The 21,374-nt window shown below is 60.7% G+C and carries 19 protein-coding genes; 12 read left to right on the top strand and 7 right to left on the bottom strand.

The features are described from left to right. The first annotated feature begins 101 nt into the window (after positions 1-101). Positions 102-1,277 (top strand): MFS transporter, encoded by a 1,176-nt coding sequence (locus ACZZ0Q_RS11910; RefSeq protein WP_463538834.1) that lies wholly within the window; start codon positions 102-104, stop codon positions 1,275-1,277. Between the two features lie 26 nt (positions 1,278-1,303). Here the strand turns inward: ACZZ0Q_RS11910 and ACZZ0Q_RS11905 are convergent, their stop codons facing one another. From ACZZ0Q_RS11905 to lipA, 6 genes are all read right to left on the bottom strand, one after another. Further along, entirely contained in the window at positions 1,304-3,259 is a 1,956-nt protein-coding gene (locus tag ACZZ0Q_RS11905; RefSeq protein ID WP_463538835.1) for an acetoacetate--CoA ligase, read from the bottom strand. Between the two features lie 123 nt (positions 3,260-3,382). Then, positions 3,383-4,153 carry a 3-hydroxybutyrate dehydrogenase gene (locus ACZZ0Q_RS11900; protein ID WP_463538836.1) on the bottom strand — a complete coding sequence of 257 codons (771 nt, stop codon included), beginning with the start codon at positions 4,151-4,153 and terminating at the stop codon, positions 3,383-3,385. Positions 4,154-4,202: 49 nt separating this feature from the next. Beyond that, positions 4,203-5,594 carry a GntP family permease gene (locus tag ACZZ0Q_RS11895; protein WP_463538837.1) on the bottom strand — a complete coding sequence of 464 codons (1,392 nt, stop codon included), beginning with the start codon at positions 5,592-5,594 and terminating at the stop codon, positions 4,203-4,205. A 136-nt stretch (positions 5,595-5,730) separates the two neighbouring features. Further along, a complete protein-coding gene (locus ACZZ0Q_RS11890; RefSeq protein WP_463538838.1) occupies positions 5,731-6,990 on the bottom strand; it encodes an OprD family porin in 1,260 nt (419 codons plus the stop codon). A 664-nt stretch (positions 6,991-7,654) separates the two neighbouring features. Beyond that, positions 7,655-8,683 carry a lipase secretion chaperone gene (locus tag ACZZ0Q_RS11885; protein WP_463542180.1) on the bottom strand — a complete coding sequence of 343 codons (1,029 nt, stop codon included), beginning with the start codon at positions 8,681-8,683 and terminating at the stop codon, positions 7,655-7,657. 60 nt (positions 8,684-8,743) lie between these two features. Further along, a complete protein-coding gene (gene lipA, locus ACZZ0Q_RS11880; RefSeq protein WP_122496341.1) occupies positions 8,744-9,679 on the bottom strand; it encodes a triacylglycerol lipase in 936 nt (311 codons plus the stop codon). Between the two features lie 519 nt (positions 9,680-10,198). Here lipA and ACZZ0Q_RS11875 point away from each other — a divergent pair. The 9 genes from ACZZ0Q_RS11875 to ACZZ0Q_RS11835 all read left to right on the top strand — a co-directional run bounded on the left by ACZZ0Q_RS11875 (position 10,199) and on the right by ACZZ0Q_RS11835 (position 15,859). Continuing rightward, the gene (locus tag ACZZ0Q_RS11875; protein WP_463382694.1) at positions 10,199-10,573 is read left to right on the top strand and encodes a class I SAM-dependent methyltransferase; all 375 of its coding nucleotides are present in this window, start codon (positions 10,199-10,201) and stop codon (positions 10,571-10,573) included. A 111-nt stretch (positions 10,574-10,684) separates the two neighbouring features. After that, positions 10,685-11,824 carry an acyl-CoA dehydrogenase family protein gene (locus ACZZ0Q_RS11870; protein ID WP_122496339.1) on the top strand — a complete coding sequence of 380 codons (1,140 nt, stop codon included), beginning with the start codon at positions 10,685-10,687 and terminating at the stop codon, positions 11,822-11,824. A gap of 17 nt (positions 11,825-11,841) precedes the next feature. After that, a complete protein-coding gene (locus ACZZ0Q_RS11865; RefSeq protein WP_463538839.1) occupies positions 11,842-12,660 on the top strand; it encodes an amidohydrolase family protein in 819 nt (272 codons plus the stop codon). Between the two features lie 31 nt (positions 12,661-12,691). Continuing rightward, the gene (locus tag ACZZ0Q_RS11860; protein WP_463538840.1) at positions 12,692-13,873 is read left to right on the top strand and encodes a CaiB/BaiF CoA transferase family protein; all 1,182 of its coding nucleotides are present in this window, start codon (positions 12,692-12,694) and stop codon (positions 13,871-13,873) included. Positions 13,874-13,955: 82 nt separating this feature from the next. Further along, complete coding sequence (locus tag ACZZ0Q_RS11855; RefSeq protein WP_463538841.1) at positions 13,956-14,495, top strand: hypothetical protein; 540 nt, start codon at positions 13,956-13,958, stop codon at positions 14,493-14,495. Between the two features lie 17 nt (positions 14,496-14,512). Next, positions 14,513-14,818 carry an NIPSNAP family protein gene (locus tag ACZZ0Q_RS11850; RefSeq protein WP_463538842.1) on the top strand — a complete coding sequence of 102 codons (306 nt, stop codon included), beginning with the start codon at positions 14,513-14,515 and terminating at the stop codon, positions 14,816-14,818. Positions 14,819-15,069: 251 nt separating this feature from the next. After that, positions 15,070-15,252, top strand: a complete 183-nt coding sequence (locus ACZZ0Q_RS11845; protein WP_122496331.1) for a con-10 family general stress protein — start codon at positions 15,070-15,072, stop codon at positions 15,250-15,252. Between the two features lie 79 nt (positions 15,253-15,331). After that, positions 15,332-15,607: a DUF1652 domain-containing protein gene (locus ACZZ0Q_RS11840; RefSeq protein WP_463538843.1), complete on the top strand. Its 276-nt coding sequence runs from the start codon at positions 15,332-15,334 to the stop codon at positions 15,605-15,607. 30 nt (positions 15,608-15,637) lie between these two features. Continuing rightward, the gene (locus tag ACZZ0Q_RS11835; RefSeq protein WP_463538844.1) at positions 15,638-15,859 is read left to right on the top strand and encodes a hypothetical protein; all 222 of its coding nucleotides are present in this window, start codon (positions 15,638-15,640) and stop codon (positions 15,857-15,859) included. Between the two features lie 26 nt (positions 15,860-15,885). On the opposite strand, the gene ACZZ0Q_RS11830 is transcribed toward ACZZ0Q_RS11835, so the two are convergent. Then, the gene (locus ACZZ0Q_RS11830; protein WP_122496325.1) at positions 15,886-16,365 is read right to left on the bottom strand and encodes a CinA family protein; all 480 of its coding nucleotides are present in this window, start codon (positions 16,363-16,365) and stop codon (positions 15,886-15,888) included. A 368-nt stretch (positions 16,366-16,733) separates the two neighbouring features. Here ACZZ0Q_RS11830 and ACZZ0Q_RS11825 point away from each other — a divergent pair, with 368 nt between their 5' ends. After that, positions 16,734-16,964, top strand: a complete 231-nt coding sequence (locus tag ACZZ0Q_RS11825) for a DUF2188 domain-containing protein (protein ID WP_463538845.1) — start codon at positions 16,734-16,736, stop codon at positions 16,962-16,964. Between the two features lie 240 nt (positions 16,965-17,204). Further along, positions 17,205-21,332 (top strand): CheR family methyltransferase, encoded by a 4,128-nt coding sequence (locus tag ACZZ0Q_RS11820; protein ID WP_463560599.1) that lies wholly within the window; start codon positions 17,205-17,207, stop codon positions 21,330-21,332. Positions 21,333-21,374: the final 42 nt, after the last annotated feature.

Here is a 21,374-nt window from a genome sequence, read left to right as displayed (position 1 = left end):
GCTGTCAAACCCATGGATAAATAGCTTCCTAAGCAGATTTTCCGCTTGGGCAATTTCCCGTACGCTAACGCACCTTTTCCGCTGTTCTAATTGAGCCTTCCATGAGCCCCAAGAACCTGACCATGACCCGTGGCATGGTGCTGCTGTTTGCCTTTTGCTGCGGCGTGATCGTGGCGAACATCTACTACTCCCAGCCGATCATCGAACTGATCGCGCCGGACATTGGTATTTCCACCACCGCCGCCAGCCTGATCGTGTCGCTGACTCAGGTCGGCTACGCACTGGGCATGTTGTTTCTGGTGCCGCTGGGCGATCTGCTGGAAAACCGCCGGCTGATGATCGTCACCGCGCTGGTATCTGTGGGCAGCCTGCTAGCGGCCGCGTTCACCACCCAGCCCCATGCGTTTTTGCTGGTGTCGCTGCTGATTGGCCTGAGCTCGGTGTCGGTGCAAATCCTTATTCCCCTGGCGGCGCATTTGGCGGCAGAGGAATCTCGCGGCCGCGTGGTGGGCGGCATCATGGGCGGTTTGCTGCTGGGCATTTTGCTGGCTCGGCCAATCTCCAGCCTGATCGCCGACCACTTTGGCTGGCGCGCGGTGTTTCTCGTCGCTGCTGCGGTCATGACCGTCATCGTAGTGATTCTGGCGACCACCATGCCGGCCCGTCAGCCCGAACATCGCGCCACTTACGGTCAATTGCTGCTGTCGTTGGGCGCGCTGTTCAAGCGCGAACCGGTGCTGCGCCAGCGCGCCTTGATGCAAGGCTGCATGTTCGGCGCGTTCAGCCTGTTCTGGACCGCCGTGCCGCTGGAACTGGCACGTAACCATGGCCTGTCGCAAACGCAGATCGCCTTGTTCGCGCTGGTGGGTGCCATTGGCGCCGTCGCCGCGCCGATTGCCGGACGCCTGGCCGATGCCGGCCACACGCGGGCCACCACGCGCCTGGCCTTGCTGTTGGCGATGCTGTGTTTTCTCCCGGCTTTTGTGCCGCCCAGCAATACCGTGATCGCCTTGGCGGTGACCGGCGTGGTGCTGGATTTTTGCGTGCAGATGAACATGGTGTTGGGCCAACGCGCGATTTACGCCTTGGATGCGGCCAGCCGTGGCCGTTTGAATGCCTTGTACATGACGGCAATTTTTATCGGCGGCGCGCTGGGCTCGTCCCTGGCCAGCGCCTTGTTTGATCACGGCGGCTGGCTGTGGATTGTCATCGTGGGCAGCGTGTTGCCGTTGCTGGCGTTGGGGGTTTTCTGGCGCGGTGAGCGGCGGGCCGCCTAATCGCGACCAGCCGCCGTCGAGGGTTGTCACGCCTGCAACTCGTCCAACCCTTCGAACAGCGCTAACGCCTCGGGATTGGCCAGCGCATCGGTGTTTTTCACCGGCTGGCCGTGCACCACGTTGCGCACGGCCAATTCGACGATCTTGCCGCTGATGGTCCGCGGAATATCCGCCACGGCGATGACCTTGGCCGGCACGTGGCGGTTGGTGGTGTTGTCGCGAATCACCTGGCAGATCCGCTGTTTCAGCGCCTCGTCCAGCGCCACGCCCTCGCGTAACCGCACAAACAGCACCACGCGCACGTCGCCTTGCCATTGCTGGCCGATGGCGATGGATTCCAGAACCTCTTCGATCTTTTCCACCTGACGGTAGATCTCCGCCGTGCCGATGCGCACGCCGCCGGGATTTAGCACGGCGTCGGAGCGGCCGTGAATGATCAGGCTGCCGTGAGGCGTTTCTTCGGCGTAGTCGCCATGGGCCCACACGCCGGGGAAAGTGTCGAAGTAGGCGGCTTTGAATTTCTCGCCGTCCGGGTCGTTCCAGAAACCCACAGGCATGCTCGGGAAGTGCCGGCTGCACACCAGCTCGCCTTTCTCGCCAATCACCGGCTGGCCGTCGTCGCTCCACACCTCGACGGCCATACCGAGGCCTTTGCATTGCAGTTCGCCGCGGTACACCGGCAACACCGGGTTGCCCAGTACAAAGCAGGACACGATGTCGGTGCCACCCGAAATCGAAGACAAGCACACGTCCGGTTTAATGGCCCGGTACACATAGTCGAAGCTTTCATGGGACAGCGGCGAGCCCGTCGAAAGCAGGCTTTTCAGCGCGCTTAGCTGGTGACTTTTATTGGGCTCGACGCCGGCCTTTTCCAGCGCCGCCAGGTACTTGGCACTGGCGCCGAACACGCTGATGTGTTCGGCGTCGATCAAGTCCATCAAGCGCTCCGGCCCCGGCTGGAAAGGCGAGCCGTCGTACAGCACCACCGTTGCGCCAATGGCCAGGCCGGACACCAGCCAATTCCACATCATCCAGCCGCAGGTGGTGTAGTAGAACAGCGTGTCGTCACGGCTGAGGTCGGTGTGCAAGCCGTGTTCTTTAAGGTGCTGCAGCAGCACACCGCCGGTGCCATGCACGATGCATTTGGGCACGCCGGTGGTGCCGCTCGAATAGAGAATGTACAGCGGGTGATCGAACGCCACGGGGGTGAACTGCGGCTCGCCGCCGGGGGTGAAGAACTCGCTCCAGAGCGCCACCTTGGCGCTGCTCTCGTAGTCCTCACGGCGAGCCTGCGTTTGCGTGTATGGCACCACGATCAACTGCTGCAAGGTGGGCATCTGCGCGAGAATTTCGTTGAGCTTGGCGGTCTGGTCGTTGTCTTTGCCGGCGTACTGGTAACCGCCGGCGGCGATCAGCACTTTGGGCTCAATCTGGCCGAAGCGATCGATCACGCCTTGGGTGCCGAAGTCTGGCGAGCAGCACGACCACGTCGCGCCCAGGCTGGTGGTGGCCAACATGCCGACCACCGTTTGCCAGGTGTTGGGCATCATCGCCGCCACCCGATCACCCTGGCCCACGCCAGCCTTGGCCAGCGCTTGTTGCAGGCCCGCCACTTGAGCCGCCAGCTCGCGGTAACTCAGTTCCTCGCGCGTGCCATTTTCGCTAACGGCCACCAGCGCCGGGTGCGCGTCGCGGCGGCGCAGCAGGTGCTCGGCAAAGTTCAGGGTCGCGCCGGGAAACCAGCGCGCGTCCGGCATATGCGGGCCTTCTTCCAGCACCGCCGTGGGCGCCGTATTGAACTGCACCTCGAAGAAATCGACGATGGCCTGCCAAAAGCCTTCGCGCTCTTCCACGCTCCAGGCGTGCAGTTGGGGATAGTCGGTCAGCGAGAGCCCGTGGCGCTGATTGATAAAGCGGCGGAACGCATCCATTCGTGTCGCGGCGATGCGGTCGGGCGAGGGCGTCCATAGCGACTGGGTCATGGCGATGTCCTTGGCTGAGCGGTGAATCATTATGCCGATGGAAGTTGCCAAAGCGTGATGCCAAAGCGTCTTCCACCAGAACCGTGGACGCCGCCACGCCGCTGCGGTTCCATTGGTTTGCGCTTAACGTGCCAGCCAGCCGCCATCCATGTTCCACGCGGCACCGCGCACTTGCACCGCCGCGTCGCTGCACAGAAACAAGGCCAACTCACCCAATTGCTCGGGGGTCACGAAATCCAGCGAGGGCTGCTTTTCGGCGAGCAAATCGTGGCGCGTCTGTTGCGCATCGCCCGTGGCCTGAGCGCGGTCATCGATCTGCTTTTGCACCAGTGGCGTCAGCACCCAGCCGGGGCAGATGGCATTACAGGTCACGCCCGTGGTGGCCGTTTCCAGCGCGACGCTTTTGGTCAGACCGACCAAACCGTGTTTGGCCGCCACGTAGGCGCTTTTACCCGCAGAAGCAGCCAGGCCGTGGGCCGAGGCGATGTTGATGATGCGGCCCCAATTGCGCGCGCGCATGCCGGGCAGGGTCAAGCGGGTGGTGTGAAACGCCGAGGTGAGGTTGATGGCGATAATCGCGTCCCAACGTTCAACGGGAAATTCTTCAACCGGCGCCACATGCTGAATGCCGGCGTTGTTGACCAGAATGTCGATGCCGCCGAATTCGCGCTCGGCATAGGCAATCAGGTCTTCGATGTCGGCCACCTTCGAGACATCGGCCGGGTGATGCCCAACCTTGCCACCAAAGGCCGCCACTTCATCAATGGCCGCCTTGGCGTCGCCAAAACCATTGAGCACCAGGTTGGCCCCCGCCTTGGCCAGCACCAGGGCGATGCCCAGGCCGATGCCGCTGGTGGAACCGGTAACCAACGCAGTTTTGCCGTGCAGATTCATACATCTCTCCTTGTCTGGCGAGCGGGGCCCGCCAGGTGGGTTCAAACGGTTAAACGATGCCCGTGGCGTAGAAGGTGCCGATGACCACGAACACAGCGAGGGTTTTGATAATGGTGATGCCGAAAATATCTTTGTAGGCCTCGCGGTGCGTCAGCCCGGTAACCGCCAGCAAGGTGATCACGGCGCCGTTGTGCGGCAGCGTGTCCATGCCGCCGCTGGCCATGGCAGCGACGCGGTGCAGCACTTCCAGTGGGATGTTCGCGGCGTTGGCGGCTTCGATAAAGCTCTGCGACATGGCCGCCAAGGCGATGCTCATGCCGCCCGACGCCGACCCGGTAATACCGGCCAGCAAGGTCACGGTGACGGCCTCGTTCACCAGCGGATTGGGAATGCTTTTCAGCGCATCGGCCAAAACAAGAAAGCCCGGCAGCGAGGCGATTACTGCGCCAAAGCCGTATTCCGACGCGGTGTTCATCGACGCCAGCAACGCACCGCCGACCGCCGTTTTGGTGCCCTCGGCGAGCTTGCTGCGAATGGCGCGGAAACCACAGATCAACACCAGCAAAATGCCCAACAGCAGCGCGGCCTGCACGGCCCAGATGCCGGTGAGCTTGGCCACCTCGCTGGTCACCGGCTGCGCCATGCCGGCCAACTGCAAGGTATGGGTTTTGCCGTACAGCTCGGGAATCCAGCGGGTAAACAGCAAGTTGGCGACGCCCACAAGAATCAGCGGCGAGAGGGCCAGCCAAGGGTTGGGCAAGGCGATGTCTTCGGCGGTTTCCGGCTCATTGCGCAGCTCGGTGCCGTAACCTTCACCGTTGGCCTTGGCTTTGCGCAGTTGGCGGCGCAGATACAGCATGCCGACGATAAACACGAACACCGTGCCGGTCAGGCCCAGCCACGGCGCCGCCCACGAGGTGGTGCCGAAAAACGTGGTGGGGATGATGTTCTGGATTTGCGGCGTGCCGGGCAGGGCGTCCATGGTGAAACTGAACGCGCCAAGGGCGATGGTGGCCGGAATCAGGCGTTTGGGAATGTCGCTTTGGCGGAACATTTCCGCCGCAAACGGATACACCGCAAACACCACCACAAACAGCGACACACCGCCGTAAGTGAGCAAGGCGCACACCAGCACGATCACTAACATGGCCTGGCGCGTACCCAGCAAGCGAATGGCCGCGGCGACAATGGAACGCGAGAAGCCCGACAACTCGATCAGCTTGCCGAACACCGCGCCGAGCAGAAACACCGGGAAGTACAGTTTGACGAAGCCGACCATTTTCTCCATGAACACGCCGGTAAAGGCGGGCGCCACGGCCGACGGGTCGGTAAGCAACACCGCGCCCAAGGCCGCGATGGGCGCAAACAGAATGACGCTGTAGCCGCGATAAGCCGCGAGCATCAGCAAGGCTAAAGCGGCGAGGGCGATGATCACACTCATGTAGCGATCTCCTGAAATCGGGCGGGGTGGCCGCCCGTGGGTCATTGTTGTTATTGATTGAAGCCGTGCTGTATGGAGTAGCGAAGCGGCGATTGATTCGCCGCATTTTCAACCACCCTTATTACTGTCATCACCATCACCACAGCGCCAAGCTGTAGCTGAGGATCAGCCGGTTTTCGTCCAGGTCGTTGCCAAAGTTAGTCGAGCGCAGGGTTGCGTTACGCCATTTCACCCCGAGGTTTTTCAGCGGGCCGTCCTGAATCACGTAGCCGATATCGGTGTTGCGCTCCCATTCCTTGCCTTCGTTACCGCTGGCCAGGGTGATGTTGTCGCCGCTCAGGTAGCGGGTCATAAAGGTCAGGCCGGGCACGCCGAGCGCGGCAAAGTTGTAATCGTAGCGGGCCTGCCAGGAGCGTTCGTCGGCGTTGGCGAAATCGCCGATTTGCACGAAGTTGACCAAAAACGCATCGGTGCCGCCGATGTAGGCAAAGCCCGTGTCGCCGCTCATTTTCTGATAACCCAAGCCAAACGCATGGCCGCCCAGGCTGTACGTGAACAGGGCGCCGAGGGCGCGGTTGTCGACGTTGCTGCGCCCGTCATCGTTCGAACGGCCGTAGCGCAGGTCGGTTTTAAACGACTGGTTGGCGCTGATGGCGAGTACGTGGGTGAGGTTGACCAGGTGCTGGTCGTAGAGGTTGTCGAGCTTGCCGTAGTTGTAGCCGGTGGTGAGTTGGTCGTTCCACTTGTAGCTGAGGCCGGCGAAGTCGAACTCGTCACTGGTGGTACTGGCAACAATGCCGCGCGCGCTGCCGGTGGTGACGGTCATGTCTTCGCTGTTGGCGGAATCGCGCAGGCTGACCTGAGTGAAACGCCCAGCATCGACGGTCAAACCGGCGAATTCAGTGGAGTTGATGTGCGCGCCCTGGAACGTCTGCGGCAGCAGGCGCGAGTCGTTGGCCAGGGTGGTCGGCAGTTTGGGCAGCAAGGTGCCGACCTTGAGCACGCTTTTGGACACCTTCATTTTGGCGGTCAAGCCCAGTTCGCTGTACTCGTCCGCCGCCTCACGGGGCGCGCTGCGCCCTCTGGGCAGCAAACCGGAACCGGCGCGATCAGGGCTGGAATCGAGCTTGAGCCCCAACAGGCCGATGGCATCGACGCCAACGCCAACGGTGCCGTCGGTGTAGCCGGACTCATACCGCAGCAGAAACCCCTGCGCCCACTCGTCTTGCTTGGACTGGGCAGCGTTGTCTTGGCGGAAATCACGGTTGAAATAGAAATTGCGCAGTTCGAGGGTGGCTTTGCTGTCGTTGACGAAGTCGGCGTGTGCCTGACCTGCAAGACCTAAACCAGTGCCGAGGGTGGCAAGCACGAAGGCGGGGCTGAGCGGATAGCTCATGGCAAATCTCCTGGCTGCACCTGCGTGAACAAGGACGATGCCGGGGCGTCCTGGGAAAACTGCTCACATAGCGTGCGACGTTTTTGTTGTTGTTTTTCGGCGCGGTCGTTGCCGCCGGGGGGTTATAGCGAGATGTGTGCCAGGGTTGTTAAGGGGTTGATATGTAAGGAAAAGATGCTTCTTTGGTGGGGGTATGCGGGGAGGGTTGTCTCGGAAGGGAGACGGGCGGGGTAGGTTTGCTTCGGGGTTTAGGGGGAGGAGGGTGAGTCTCTGGTTTGAGAGGGGGTCTATGTTTGGAGATTGTTAGAGCGGTTTCGAGGCGGAACGTGGTGTTCGACGGGGCATTCTGGATCCCCGCGTGCGCGAGGATGACGGTGGTTTTTTACCGTCCTGAGTTAACGCTGATCTCACACTTTCGCACTAACTGCTATCAAACATCCGTCATCCTCGCGAAAGCGTCGGACCGCCGCGTGCGCGAGGATGACGGTGGTTTTTTACCGTCCTGAGTTAACGCTGATCTCGCAATAACGCACTAATCGCTATCAAACATCCGTCATCCTCGCGCACGCGGCGGTCCGACGATTCGGGATCCAGGCTCGCGAAGGGGACATCGTCAGCAGCAAGAGCCTCTGCAAAGAAAGTAACGGAAAACAACCCTAACCAATCAAGACTTATCCGCCGCCAGCTCCAACGCCGCATCCAACCGTAACCGCTCATTCTCATTAAATTGCTCATCCGCCAGCCGCTGAATCGCCGTCTGTTTGTCGCCATCACTCAAGCCATTCTGGCTTTCAATTTGCGCCTTGCTGGCGGCAAACGCGGCGATGCGTTGCTTCCATCCCGCACGTTGCTGATCCAGCGCTTCCAGGCGCGTGGTCGCTTCGGCGCCAACCAGTTGCTGGCGCAACGCCCGCACTTGCTCGGCACTGGCGCCTTGCGCGCGCAGTTGTTCGGTTTGTGCGTGCAGCTCGCTTTGCAGCTGCGGCAGCACGCTTTCTTGCAACTCTTCGGGCAGGCCGGCGCGCAGTTGGTCCATGGCTGCGCCTTTGGCGGCGGCGTCCAGTTTGTCGTCGTGTTGAATCGCCAGGCGCTGCAAGGTGAACTGGTTGTAGGCCTCTTCGTTGCCGAAAAAGGCTTGGTGGGCTTCGGCCGTGAACAACCGGGCGCGCAAGGCTTGCACCGCGCTTTCACGGTTGCGCAGGGCGTCGAGGTTGGCCATTTGCGGTAGGTCGCGCTCCAGTAAAACCAGCTCGCGTTTGTAGTCGATGTATTGGCTGAGCAGCGCTTGCGCCTGTTCCTGGGCAGGCTGCGGCAGTTGGCTGGCGATGTAGGCGCGCAGGCGCTTGACGCTGTCTTGCAGCGACTCCTCGCCGTACGCGCTGAGGAAGTAATCGAAGATGCGCCGGATGTCGGCCGTAATCAGCAGGTTGCCGACGCCATCCACTTGAAAGCTGCCGTCCACTTGCGTGCCTTTGAAGGAGGGCGGCAGTGGGGCGAGCGTGGCGGGCAGGGTGGCGACTTGGGTGGTTAGCGGTGCAGTTGGCGCGTTGCCAGAGGTCTTGGCCGTGGTGCTCGGCGCTTTCGCGGTGGCCGCCGCCGGGCTTTCAGCCGGGGTGTCCAGCGGGTGCAGGTACAGCATGACCGCCACACAAATGGCGAAGGAAATGGGCAATAACAGCAGCAGTTTTTTCATCATGTTCGCTCCACGCAAGGCCATAAGCCGGACCCTCAGAGGGCCCGGCTGTTTACACCGTTACAGGCCGACGTTTTTCAAGCGGTTGGCTTGCTGGCGATACACGGTCACCGGGTCGGTCTCGAACAGGCTGGTCAGGCCGAAGGTCTGGTTGACCTCGTCGAGGTGGTTCATGCGGTAGTTGTCGCGAATCACCTGACCCAGGTGCGAGCTGCAACGCCCGACCAACCCGTCGTTGGCGGTGGTGCCAAAGGTCACCGACGAGGCGCCGAGCAGCAGGTCGCTCGGGTCGAGCACGTTGGTCAGCGGGCTGGTTCCGCCCCACGAGTAGTAGCGCACGCCGTTGACGCTGTAGGCGCCTTCACCACAGGCGCTGGTGGGAATGCCTTGTGGGTACTTGGCGTTGAAGCGCGCCGCACCGGCCGAGTTCAACGATTCCAGGCTGCCCAACGCGTTTTGCGGCGTGGTGCTGGAACTGGCCGAGAGGAAGTTGATCAGCGCGCCGAGGCCGTTGACGATGCCGGCAACCACGGCTTCACCGGCCGAGCCTGGCGGAATCTGACGCAGGAAATCGGCCGTGGCCGAGCCTTTGTGCGGGGCGCCGACGCTGGTTGCCGAGGCCACCAGATCCGGGCGAACGGCAGCAACGTATCGGATGGTCGGGCCGCCGTGGCTGTGGCCGATCAGGTTGACTTTCGGCTTGCCGCTGATGGCGACAATTTCTTCCACCTGGTCGAGCAGCTGTTCACCGCGTTTTTCCGAGGTGTCGAGCTGGCTCACTTCAGTGATGTACACCTTGGCGCCGTCGCTGCGTAGCGCCGAAGGAATGCCGTACCAATAATCCACGCCAAGAATGCTGTCGAAGCCCAGCATGCCGTGGGCCAGCACCACCGGGTACTTGGTCTGGGTGTAACCGGATGACGCTGCATCGGCCTGGTTCGAAATCAGCAAACCAGAAGCAAGGCAGAGGGCGAGCAGAGTTTTATTGTTGTTCATATGCGCTCTCGCAAGGGATGAAATAGGCAAGTGTCGCCATCCAGGGCAGGCCCCCACGCCCATCCAAGGCGCGTACAGCAGCCGGAGCGGTAGTACAGGATTCATGCCACTACAGGCGAAGCGGGTGAAGTCGCTCTATTTCAGCGTTTCCCCGCTTATTTGCGCGTTTTGTCCGACAATTTGCGCTGTTTCCCCTGTTACTACCTGAAACGGCGGGCGCGGTGTTTGGCCACTTTTAACGCCACGCGCGCCCCCGCCAGCGGTCCGAATGCGCCAAATGGACGGGGCACTAAAGCGCCTCACCTAACCAAAGGATGGGTTGGCAGCGCCCGCCACTCCAGGGTTGACAGCCCGCCTGCCGCTTCCCTAGGATTGCCGCCAGCGCCGATTTAAACAGCTACTTGCGGGGCGCTCCCCGAAGACCAGGCCTCAACGCCGGCTTCGAAATACCGCTAAAGCGCTGGTTCGGTGTTGCCTCTCACCGCTGCCTGCGGAGCTTCTGAGGCAAGAGACCCGTACATGAACGCCCACACCGTCCTGACTTCCCCCGATTCCCTGGCCCCTGCGCCGTCGCCCGTTGCTGCCTCGCTTACGCTTCGTCCCCTGATACGTCTGGCGCCCATCACCAGCGGCCTTGCCTTGCGCAACCCGAAAATCCTGCTCGGCGGCAGCCATCAGCCCACCTTGCTGCGCTACCTCGAAGGCTGGCCGAAACGCTGGGGCGCGCCCCGCACGTTCTTGATTCAGTTTGTCGGCGACGACGAGTCGTTACAGCGCTTCGCCCGCGACAGCTTCGACCTGGCCGTGGTGCAGGCGCCGAGTGCGGCCAACCTTGAAAGCTGTGTGCGCGAGTTAGTCCGTGTGGCGCGGCAAGGGTTGATAACCCGGCGCTGACGGTTTGGGGCGCTGACCGATTCCGTCAACCGCCCCTGAGCACTTGCGTCATTGAGGCCGCCGCCACGCGGCGCCTACCCTGCGTGACGATCAATTGCACAGGGAACCGTCATGCAGCGCATCCATTTCGAAACCGAACACAATCTGTTCCGCGACGCTTTCCGCGCGTTCTTGCAAAAAGAAGTGGTGCCCCATCAGGACGCCTGGGAAGAGGCCGGCGTGGTCAGCCGCGAGGTGTGGCTGAAAGCGGGCGAGATGGGTTTCCTGCTGCCATGGGCCGATGAGGAATACGGCGGCAGCGGCCTGAAAGATTTCCGCTACGAGCAAATCATGTGCGAGGAACTGGCCAACATTAACGAGGCCGGTTTTATGCTGCCGCTGCACTCGGCGCTCTGCGGCCCGTACATCGCCGACTACGGCAACGCCGAACAGAAAGCGCGTTTTCTGCCCGCCATTATTCGTGGCGAAAGCATTCTCGCCGTCGCCATGACCGAGCCCAGCGCCGGCTCCGACCTGGCTGGTATGCGCACCACGGCCGTCGACAAGGGCGATCACTTTGAACTCAACGGTTCCAAAGTGTTTATCTCCAACGGCCTGCTCGCGGACGTGGTGATCGTCGCGGCCAAAACCGATCCGGCCAACAAACACGCCATGGGCCTGTTCCTGGTCGAGCGCGGCATGGAAGGCTTCGAACGCGGCCGCAACTTGAAAAAGCTCGGCATGAAAAGCCAGGACACCGCCGAACTGTTTTTCAACAACGTCAAAGTGCCGAAAGAAAACCTGCTGGGCGATGCCAAAGGCGGCTTCTTCTATCTGATGAACATGCTCGCCCAGGAACGCCTGACCAACGCCTGTGGCGCCGTCGGCGGAGCAGAAGCGGCGCTGCAAGTGACCATCGATTACGTCAAAGAACGCAAAGCCTTCGACCGTCCGATTTCGCACTTCCAAAACACCCGCTTCAAACTCGCCGAAATGCGCACCCAGGTGGACGTCGCTCAGGTGTTCGTCGACCGCTGCGTGATGGACCACAACCAGAAAAAACTCACCCCGGAAGTCGCCGCCGAAGCCAAACTGTTCACCACCGAATTGCTCGGCAAGGTGGTCGATGAAGGCGTGCAACTGCACGGCGGTTGGGGCTACATGTGGGAATACCCGATCTGCAAGATGTACGCGAACGCCCGCATTCAACGGATATTCGCCGGCACCTCGGAAATCATGAAAGAGATCATCAGCCGTGGCATGAAGTTGTGAGTAAGGAGGCATTGGCTATGAACGCAATTGACGCCTGGGCGCAGGTTGCCACTGGCCGCACTCATCAGGAACTGCCGGAGGTGGCCCGGCTGTTCGAGAAGTCGGGCTCGGCGCATTTGCTAGACCGTGCGCTGACGCCCGAGCAAACCGTGGCCTTGATGGATCAGGGTGGGGTCGAAAAGTTAATGCTCGCCGCCTGGTGCCGGCCCGAGCGCTGGCTGTGTACAAACGACGAAGTGGCGGCGTTTACGCGGGCCTATCCCGAGCGCTTCGTTGGCGTGGCGACCGTCGATTTGAGTAAGCCGATGGCTGCCGTTCAGGAGCTGGAACGGGCCGTAACGGAATTGGGTTGCAAGGCGCTGCGCATCGTGCCCTGGTTGTGGAAATTACCGCCGAACCACCGGCTCTACTATCCGCTTTACGTGAAGTGTATTGAGCTGGATATTCCATTCTGCACCCAGGTTGGCCACACCGGGCCCCTGATGCCATCGGAAACCGGGCGCCCTGTGCCTTACCTTGATGAAGTCGCGCTCGACTTTCCCGAGTTGCGCATTGTCGCCGGCCACATAGGTCACCCTTGGACCGATGAAATGGTTGGTCTGGCGTGGAAACACGACAACGTTTACATCGACACTTCCGCCTACTTGCCGCGTTATTACCCGCCGCAATTGTTGCAGTACATGCGCACGTACGGCCAAGACAAGGTGCTGTTTGGCAGCAACTTTCCCCAACTGTCGTTGGAAAAATGCATGAGCCAGGTACTTGAGTTGGGCCTTGGCGACGATGCATTGGCCAAGTTTCTGCACGGCAACGCTCGGCGCGTGTTCAAGCTTTGACGCCACCGGACATTAGAAAAAAGGAGCCCCAATGAAAGGCCCACTGTCGTCATTGAAAGTGCTGGATTTCTCCACCTTGCTGCCAGGCCCATTTGCCTCGTTGTTGCTCGCCGACATGGGCGCCGATGTGCTGCGTGTGGAATCGCCGACGCGCATGGACCTGGTGCGCGTATTGCCGCCCCATGACGGTGGCGTGTCCGCCAGCCATGCCTACCTGAACCGCAACAAACGCGGCATCGCCCTGGACCTGAAACAGGCGGCAGCGGTAGAGGTGGTGAAGCAACTGGTGCGTGAGTACGACATTGTGCTCGAGCAATTTCGTCCCGGCGTGATGGACAAACTGGGCGTGGGCTACGAGGCGCTGAAGGCGATCAATCCCAAGCTGATTTACGTGTCGATCACCGGCTACGGCCAGACCGGCCCGTATAAAGACCGCGCCGGCCATGACATCAATTACCTGGCGTTGTCCGGCATCGCCGACCAGACCGGGCGGTTGAACAGCGGGCCGCTGCCGCTGGGCATTCAAGCGGCGGATATTGCTGGCGGTTCGTTGCACGGGGTGATGGGCTTGCTGGCTGCGGTGATTCAACGCCAGCACAGCGGAGAAGGGCAGCACGTCGACATCAGCATGACCGACTGCATCTTCAGCCTGCACGCCATGGCCGGGGCTGGTTATCTGGCCTGCGGCGAGGCGCCGACGATGGAGAGTCAGGCGCTCAATGGCGGCAGTTTCTACGACTATTACCGCACCCGCGACGGGCGTTGGTTTTCGGTCGGCAGTCTGGAACCGCAATTCATGCAGCAGCTGTGCGCCGCCATTGGCCGGCCGGAATTGGCGGCACATGGGCTGTCGCCCAAGCCCGAGCAGCAGCGTGCGTTGAAGGCGCAGATTCAGCATGAGTTCGAACAGCGCGATTTTGCCGAGTGGTGCGAGCGCTTCGCCGCCCTGGACGCCTGCGTCGAGCCGATGCTGAGCTTGGCCGAGGCGGTGGATCATCCGCAATTGCAAGCGCGCGAGCTGGTGGTGGAGGTGCCCCGCGAGGGCAAGCCGGCGCAGCGGCAAATTGCTTGCCCAATCAAATTCTCCGGCGGCTTGCCGGCGCCGCGTCATGTCGGTGCGGCGATGGGCGCTCATACGGCCGAGGTGCTGATGCAGTTGGGCTACGACGCCGACCAGATCGCCTCGTTGCGCGCCGCCAAGGTGATTGCCTAAGCCCAGGGTGGGTCGGCTGCTTTCCGCGGGCGGCTGTGCTAAAACAGCCGCCCCGAGCCGCATCACACAAGGAGCAACACCCATGGGCAAATCATCAGGAATCAGCCTGGCACTGGCCGCGCTATTGAGCGCCGGTATCGCCTGCGCCGAAGAGCCCGCGCAAGACAGCAGCACGCTCAAGGAATCGGCCAAAGCGGCGGTGTCGTCTGCCATCTCTGCCGGCAAGAATTTGCTCGGCGGCGCCTCTGAAGGTGTGACCGAAGGGCGCGAATCAGCGCAAGGTGCGGATGGCGCTTTTATCATCTCGCAAAGCGACCAGCTCGACGGCAAGGTCGAGGTCAAGCTGCTGAAAGTCAGCGCCGTGGACGGCAATCTTGAAGCCCTGTTCGGCTTTAAAAACCTCACCGATCAGCCCGTGCGCCTGATCAACCTGTGGGACAACGGCGCGCTGCTGGCCATCGACGGCGAAGACTACGCCAGCAACCTGGCGCCCGATTCCGCCAACCCCGAAGAAGTGACCGTTCCGGCGAAAATCGGCGTGCGGCAGAAATTCATTTTTGAAGGCCCGGTAGATAGCCCGAAAGCCGTACGCCTGTGGGGCAAGGATTTCCTCGTTAAATAATCAAGGAGTCCACCGACATGGTTACCTGCTACCTGCGCTACGTGCTCGACCCGAACAAGCTCAAAGAATTCGAACACTACGGCAAGTTGTGGATTCCCCTGGTCGAGCGTTTCGGCGGCCAGCATCACGGCTACTTCCTGCCGTCCGAGGGCGCCAACAATATCGCTCTGGCACTGTTCACCTTTCCAAGCCTGGCGACGTATGAGCAGTACCGCGAAGCCTCGATGAAAGACCCGCAGTGTTTGGCGGCGTTTCAATACGCCCAGGACACTCAGTGCGTCTTGAGCTACGAACGAAGTTTCTTTCGCCCCGTATTCGAGTAAACGCCAGCTGCATTTATCCACCTCAACTTTGCCCGTGGCGGTGCAAAAAACGACCGCCGCTGGCAATCAACTGTCGTTGTGCAATCACTTTTCCCTGTCTCTGATATCTGCCCGCCATTGGCGTAATATCGCTTATTTATCAATGGGTTAAAAAATCTAAAATCCTCTGAACCATCTTCGAGCTCAGCGGGACAGATACTCTGTGGAGGCAATACAGCCTCTAACAACTGACCGTATGTTTGGAGGAAGAAATGACTACCAACAACTCAGGCAACAACAATCCGGGTAACTTCGCCAACGACCGAGAAAAGGCGTCTGAAGCAGGCAAAAAAGGCGGCCACAACAGCGGCGGCAACTTTGCCAATGACCGTGAGAAGGCGTCCGAAGCGGGCAAGAAAGGTGGCCAGAACAGCCACGGCGGTGGACGCAGCTAATTAGCTGCTGCCACGCGGAAAAGGGGTCTGGTTTCCAGGCCCTTTTTTTATCGGTCGCATCGCAGACGGGAGCGTCCACATGGCCGGTCAACCGTTATCCTTTTTAGAAGTCAGTCGAATTATCGAGCAAGGTCTGCTGCCGCATCGCTGCCGTTGCACCAGCCGCGACGGCACTTCGCTGGACCTGCACCTGACCGCTGCCGATCCGCCACACCGCACGGTGTCCATCACTGGCGTGCCGCTGGCGGAATTGAACAGCAGCCGGGCGTTATCCCGGTTGGTATTGGAACTGCGCGACGCGCTGATTCCTGAGGCGCAAAGCAACGATGCCGTTGCGAATCGGAACATGGGCTGAGAACGCCCTGACACTGCACGGGAGGCAGTCATGAGTAAGCATCTTTTTCTGGTCAGCTACGTGCTGAATAACCAACCGATGCATGAAGAGCTGCATTCAAGCGCTGACACCCTGTCGGTGGTTCAGGCACGCACGGAGTTGGAGGCTAAGCATCAGGGCGAGTCGCCCATGAATATCACCGATATCGAGGTGAGCAAAATCACCCGAACTCATGAAAAAGGTGAAACCCCAGCGCACTACAAACAGCCCTGAGCGCCTCGGCCCAGGGCTGCCCACGTTTATTTCGGCAGATGGCGCATCACACCTTCCAGGGCGAACCGCGCGCTGTTGAGCTGAACCTCTTGGCGGTCACCGAAGAAACGCTCTTTGTGGGTCGCCACATGAACGTCATTGCCCACTTTGTACGCCCAGGCGAACCACACGGTGCCGGGCAACACGCCGTCCATGGCTTGCTCACCGGAGACTCCGGTGGTGGCCACCGCCGTGTCGGCGCTGCTCACCTGCAGGGCGCCGCGAGCCATTTCCACGGTAATTTCCTCGCTGGTCAGGCCAAAGGTGTCGATGGTCATCTGGCGCACACCGAGCAGGCGTTTCTTGGCCTCGGGCGAATACACCACGTAACCACAATTCAAACAGCTGCCACAGCCGGGTGCTTCGGTGAGCAAGGCGGCGACCCGTCCGCCTGTGCACGACTCGGCGGTGGCCAGCGTGCGGTTGTGGGATTGAAGAAAGTCGACGACTTGTTGGGCGAGTTCCATAGGCATTTTCTCCTGCGCGTGCTCGGCCGTTGTTGTGTGTGCAGGCCGTTACAAGCTAGGGCAACCGGAGCGGGAATTTTGTTTCAGCAACAGAAGGGGACACCGAGAGGAAATTCCAGGCGTTTCGCTTGGTTACGCGCTTCGGTCGAGCAAAAAAAATGCTGAACTGATATGAAAATGACGCCCTCCGAATAAAACAATCGGTCAAATGCAGCAGCAGGTTCCGCCCACAGCGAGTTACGAATCAGGCCCGACAGAGCCACCCTCGCACCCGCTTTAGGCGCCGTTTGGTCTTGCCCCGCGAGCCGGGCAAACGGTAAAACCTTTCACCCAGCCGGATAGCGCTGGGGCACAACAGGAATACAGCGATGAACAACTATCACATCGTCCCCATTCTGAATGGCTGGGCGCTCAAGCAAGAAAAAACCGAAACCACCATCACCACCGCCGAAACCAAAGCCAGCATCTTGCACAAGACCGCCGAGCTGCTGGACAACAAGGCCACGACCGCCTCGGTGAAGATCCACCGCGAGGACGGCACGTTGGAAGAGGAGCGCACGTACCCGCGAAGTGCTGACCCTCGCCGCTCAGCGGGCTAACTGCCAGCGCTGCCTTCAACGGCTTTTGAATCACCCTCTGGATTCTGCTTCAATACCGGCCACTTTTTTAAGGCGGTTGGCTAAGCCTTTTCCGTCGATTTCACGTTTATATTCTGTGCGCTTGGCAAATGTCGGTTACGCGTTTGCAGTTCGGCAACCGTCTGTTGGTCAGCGACGCTTTGTATTTTTTAGCTGCGCGATGAGTGAACTGCACTCCAGCGGGTGGCCCACGGAGAACGTATGAGCAAGGCTACCGGCTCTAGCAAGAGCGCCAAAGAGGCGTCGACGATTCAACCCAGTCACCTGCGCTTTCCCGTGGTGGGCATCGGCGCTTCGGCGGGCGGGCTGCAAGCGCTGTTGAAACTGTTCGAAAACCTGCCCAATAACACCGGACTTGCGTTCGTGGTGGTGATGCACCTTTCGCCCAAATACGAGAGCACTGCGGACCGCATTCTGCAGAAAGTCACCAAGATGAAGGTTCGCCAGATCACCCAGCCGGTGCCCATCGAGCAGAACTGCATCTACCTGATTTCCCCCGCCCAGCAACTGACCATGAACGATGGTTACCTGCGCGTTACGCCGCTGGCCAACGATCAGCCGCGCCATATTGCCATCGACGTGTTCTTGCGCACCCTGGCCGACGCCCATAGCGAGCGCGCCATTTCGCTGATTCTCAGCGGCAGCGGCAGCGATGGCGCCGCCGGCATGTGCCGCGTTAAGGAGCAGGGCGGCGTGACCTTGTGTCAGAGCCCCGACGACGCCGAGTACGACAGCATGCCGCGCGCCGCCATCGCCACCGGCCAGGTGGATTTCGTGCTGCCGGTCGCCGACCTGCCGCAAAAAATCCTCGAATTGTGGGAGACCATGCGCAGCATTCAGCTGACCTCGGACGTGCAGCTGCAAGCATCGGTGCGCCAGGAGATGGACGAGGAAGAGGCCGGCGCCGCCGAAACCGCTTTTCGCGAAGTTCTCGGCATTCTGCGCACCCGTACTGGCCATGATTTCAAACACTACAAACGCGCCACCGTGATACGCCGCATCGAGCGGCGCATGCAGGTCAACCAGTTGCGCGACCTGCCGGCCTACCGCGCATACCTGCAAAGCACGCCTGCTGAAACCACCCAGTTGCTGGGCGACATGCTGATTGGCGTGACCAACTTCTTCCGTGATCGCGACGCTTTCGAAGCGCTTGAGCGCGATGTGATTCCGCGCCTGTTTGAGATGCCCACTGACGAAGAAGCCCAGGTGCGGGTCTGGTCGGCAGGCTGTTCCTCGGGTGAGGAAGCCTATTCCATGGCCATGCTGCTGGCCGACCATGCGGAGCAAAGCGAAAGCGGTCGCAAGTTCCAGGTGTTCGCCACCGACATCGACGAGCGCTCAATCGCCATCGGCCGAGGGGGGCTGTACCCCGAGGCGATTATCCCGGACATCCCGCCGCAGCGCCTGCGGCAGTACTTCAGCAAAGAGCAGTCGCGCTACCGGGTGAAAAAGGAAATTCGCGAGCGGGTGCTGTTCGCCATGCACAACTTGCTACGCGATCCGCCGTTTTCCAAAGTGCACCTGATTTCCTGCCGCAACTTGCTGATCTACCTCGACCGCGATGTGCAGGCTGAAATTCTGCGCATGTTTCACTTTGCCTTGATGCCCGGTGGCTACCTGATGCTGGGCAGCTCCGAGTCGGCGGATGCTTGCGGCGATCTGTTCGTGGCCGTGGATAAGAAGAACCGTATTTTCCGCACCAAGTCGGTGACAACCGCCAGTCGCTCCAGCGCGCAATTGGCCGTTAACGTTTACCCCGGCGTCACGGTGGAACCGAGCAGGAAAATTGCGCAGAGCGCGCGAATCTCATTTGCCGAAGTGCATCGGCGGGTTTTGGAGCAGTACGCGCCGCCGAGTGTGATCGTCAATCACGACTCGCAGATCGTGCACATGTCCGAGCAAGTCGGGCGTTACCTGCGCCACGCCGGTGGCGAGCCTTCCCACAGCCTGTTGTCGTTGATTCATCCCTCGTTGCGCCTGGAATTGCGTACGGCGTTGTTTCAGGCTTTCCAGTCGCGCAAGAGCGTGGAAGCGCGGCGGGTCAAGCATGAGCGCGACGGCGTCAGCACGTTTATCAACATGGTGGTGCGCCCGTTCCGCGACCTGGACACCGACTTTGCTCTGGTAATTTTCGACGAAGTCGAAGAAACCATGAGCGAAGACCCCAAGCCCGCCCATGCCGATGCCAAAGACAACGTGCTGGCCCAATTGGAAAGCGAACTGCAACGCACCAAAGAGCAGTTGCAAGGCACCATCGAACAATCGGAAACCTCGACCGAAGAGCTCAAAGCCTCCAACGAAGAGTTGCAGGCCATTAACGAAGAATTGCGCTCGACCACCGAAGAGCTGGAGACCAGCAAGGAAGAGTTGCAGTCGATCAACGAAGAGCTGATCACCGTTAACCTGGAGTTAAAAACCAAGGTAGAAGAAACCGGCAAGATCAACGACGACCTGCAAAACCTGATCGCCTCGACGGACATCGCCACGGTGTTCGTTGACCACCAGATGCGCATCAAGTCGTTCACCCCGCGCGCCACCGAAATCTTCAACATCATCGCCAGCGACCATGGCCGATCCTTGCTGGACATCACTCACCGTCTCGACTACCCGGACATGGCCATCGATGCCAGTAAAACCTTCGAATCGCTGCGCTCCATGGAGCGCGAAGTGGCCGGCGTTAATGGCCGTTGGGACATCGCGCGGATTCTGCCGTACCGCACCACCGACAACCTGATCGACGGCGCGGTGCTGACCTTTATCGACATCACCCAACGGCGCGCAGCCGAGGAAAAGGCACGGCAAAGCGAGGAGCGCTTGCGCCTGGTGGCCGAGAGCACGCAGGACTACATCATCATCACGCTCGACCACCAGGGCTGCATCACCGGCTGGAACAAAGGCGCCGAGCAAGCCTATGGCTACAGCGAAGAGACCGTGATGGGCAAGCACGCCGAACTGATTTACGGCGACGAAGAACAACGCACGCAGATGATCAATCGGCAGCTGCAAGGCGCCGCCCAAACCGGCCGAGTGGAAGACGACTGTTGGCACGCGCGCCGCGACGGCAGCCGTTTTTTCTGCAACAGCGTGGTCACCGCCTTGCCCAACGGCGGCCCCAACGGGTACGCCATGATCGGCCGCGACATCACCGGCAAAAAACGCGTGGAAGCCGAGCAGGAAAACCGGCTGGAACAGAACCAGCGCAACATCCGCATGCGCGACGAGTTCTTCGCCATGATGTCGCACGAGCTCAAGCATCCGCTCAACCTGATCCAGCTCAACGCTGAATTGGTTGCGCGGTTGTCAGTGGTGAAATCCCAGGCCGTGGCAGCCCGTGCGGTTGAAACCATCCTCAATGCCGTGTCCAGTCAGGCACGTATCATCGATGACTTGCTCGACCTGTCGCGCATCAACACCGGCAAGCTCAAGCTCAACGTGGGCCCGGTGATCGTGCAGAACATTCTGGAAGAAATCACCAGCGTACTGAGCGCGGAAACCTGGGAAAAAGACATCAGCATCGAAGTGGACGTGCCGCCGGCCGGTTGCGATCCGCTGGTGGCCGAGGCCGACCCGGTGCGCGTGGAACAGATCCTCTGGAACCTACTCAACAACGCCGTGAAATTCACCCCCGACGGCGGCGCCATCCGTGTGGGCCTCAGCCAGGAACAAGACTTCCTGAAAGTGACCGTGCACGACGATGGCCAAGGCATAGCGGCCGAATCACTGCCGAAGATTTTCGACCTGTTCGGCCAGGCTCCTGAAGCCCACCGCGCCCCGCGTAAACCCGGCCTGGGCATCGGCCTGGCGTTGGTGCGCGAGCTGATCGAAGCCCAGGGCGGGCGTATCGAAGCGCAATCACCGGGGCTAGGCCAGGGCTCAACCTTCACCGTGTGGCTGCCGTTGTACCAGAGCCTTGCGGACCTGGACTTCTCCGAGCAGCCTCCCGAAGGCCAATTCACCGGCGTGCGCGTGTTGCTGGTGGATGATTCGGACGATATCCGCGAAGTGATGCAAGCGCTGCTCGAACTTGAAGGCGCGCTGGTCGATACGGCCGGCGATGGCAATGGCGCGCTGGCGTTGTTGGAAGGCAATCAGTACGACCTGATTCTCTCGGACATCAGCATGCCTGGCATGGACGGTCACGAGTTGATGCGGCGGATCCGGCAACTCAGCGGCTGGGAGAAAACACCGGCCATTGCCCTGACCGGATTCGGCGCCGTCACCGATGTGGAACAAGCCTACCAAGCCGGCTTTAACGCCCATGTAAGCAAGCCGGTGTCACTGGAAACCCTGCAACGCACGGCCCTTGAATTGGGCGCGCTGAAAGGGTGAAACCATTGGTCGCCGACATGGGTTGAACAGCGGCGTCCCACG

The sequence above is a fragment of the Pseudomonas sp. AC070 genome (assembly GCF_979258635.1).
This window is presented reverse-complemented; position numbering and strand designations above follow the sequence as displayed.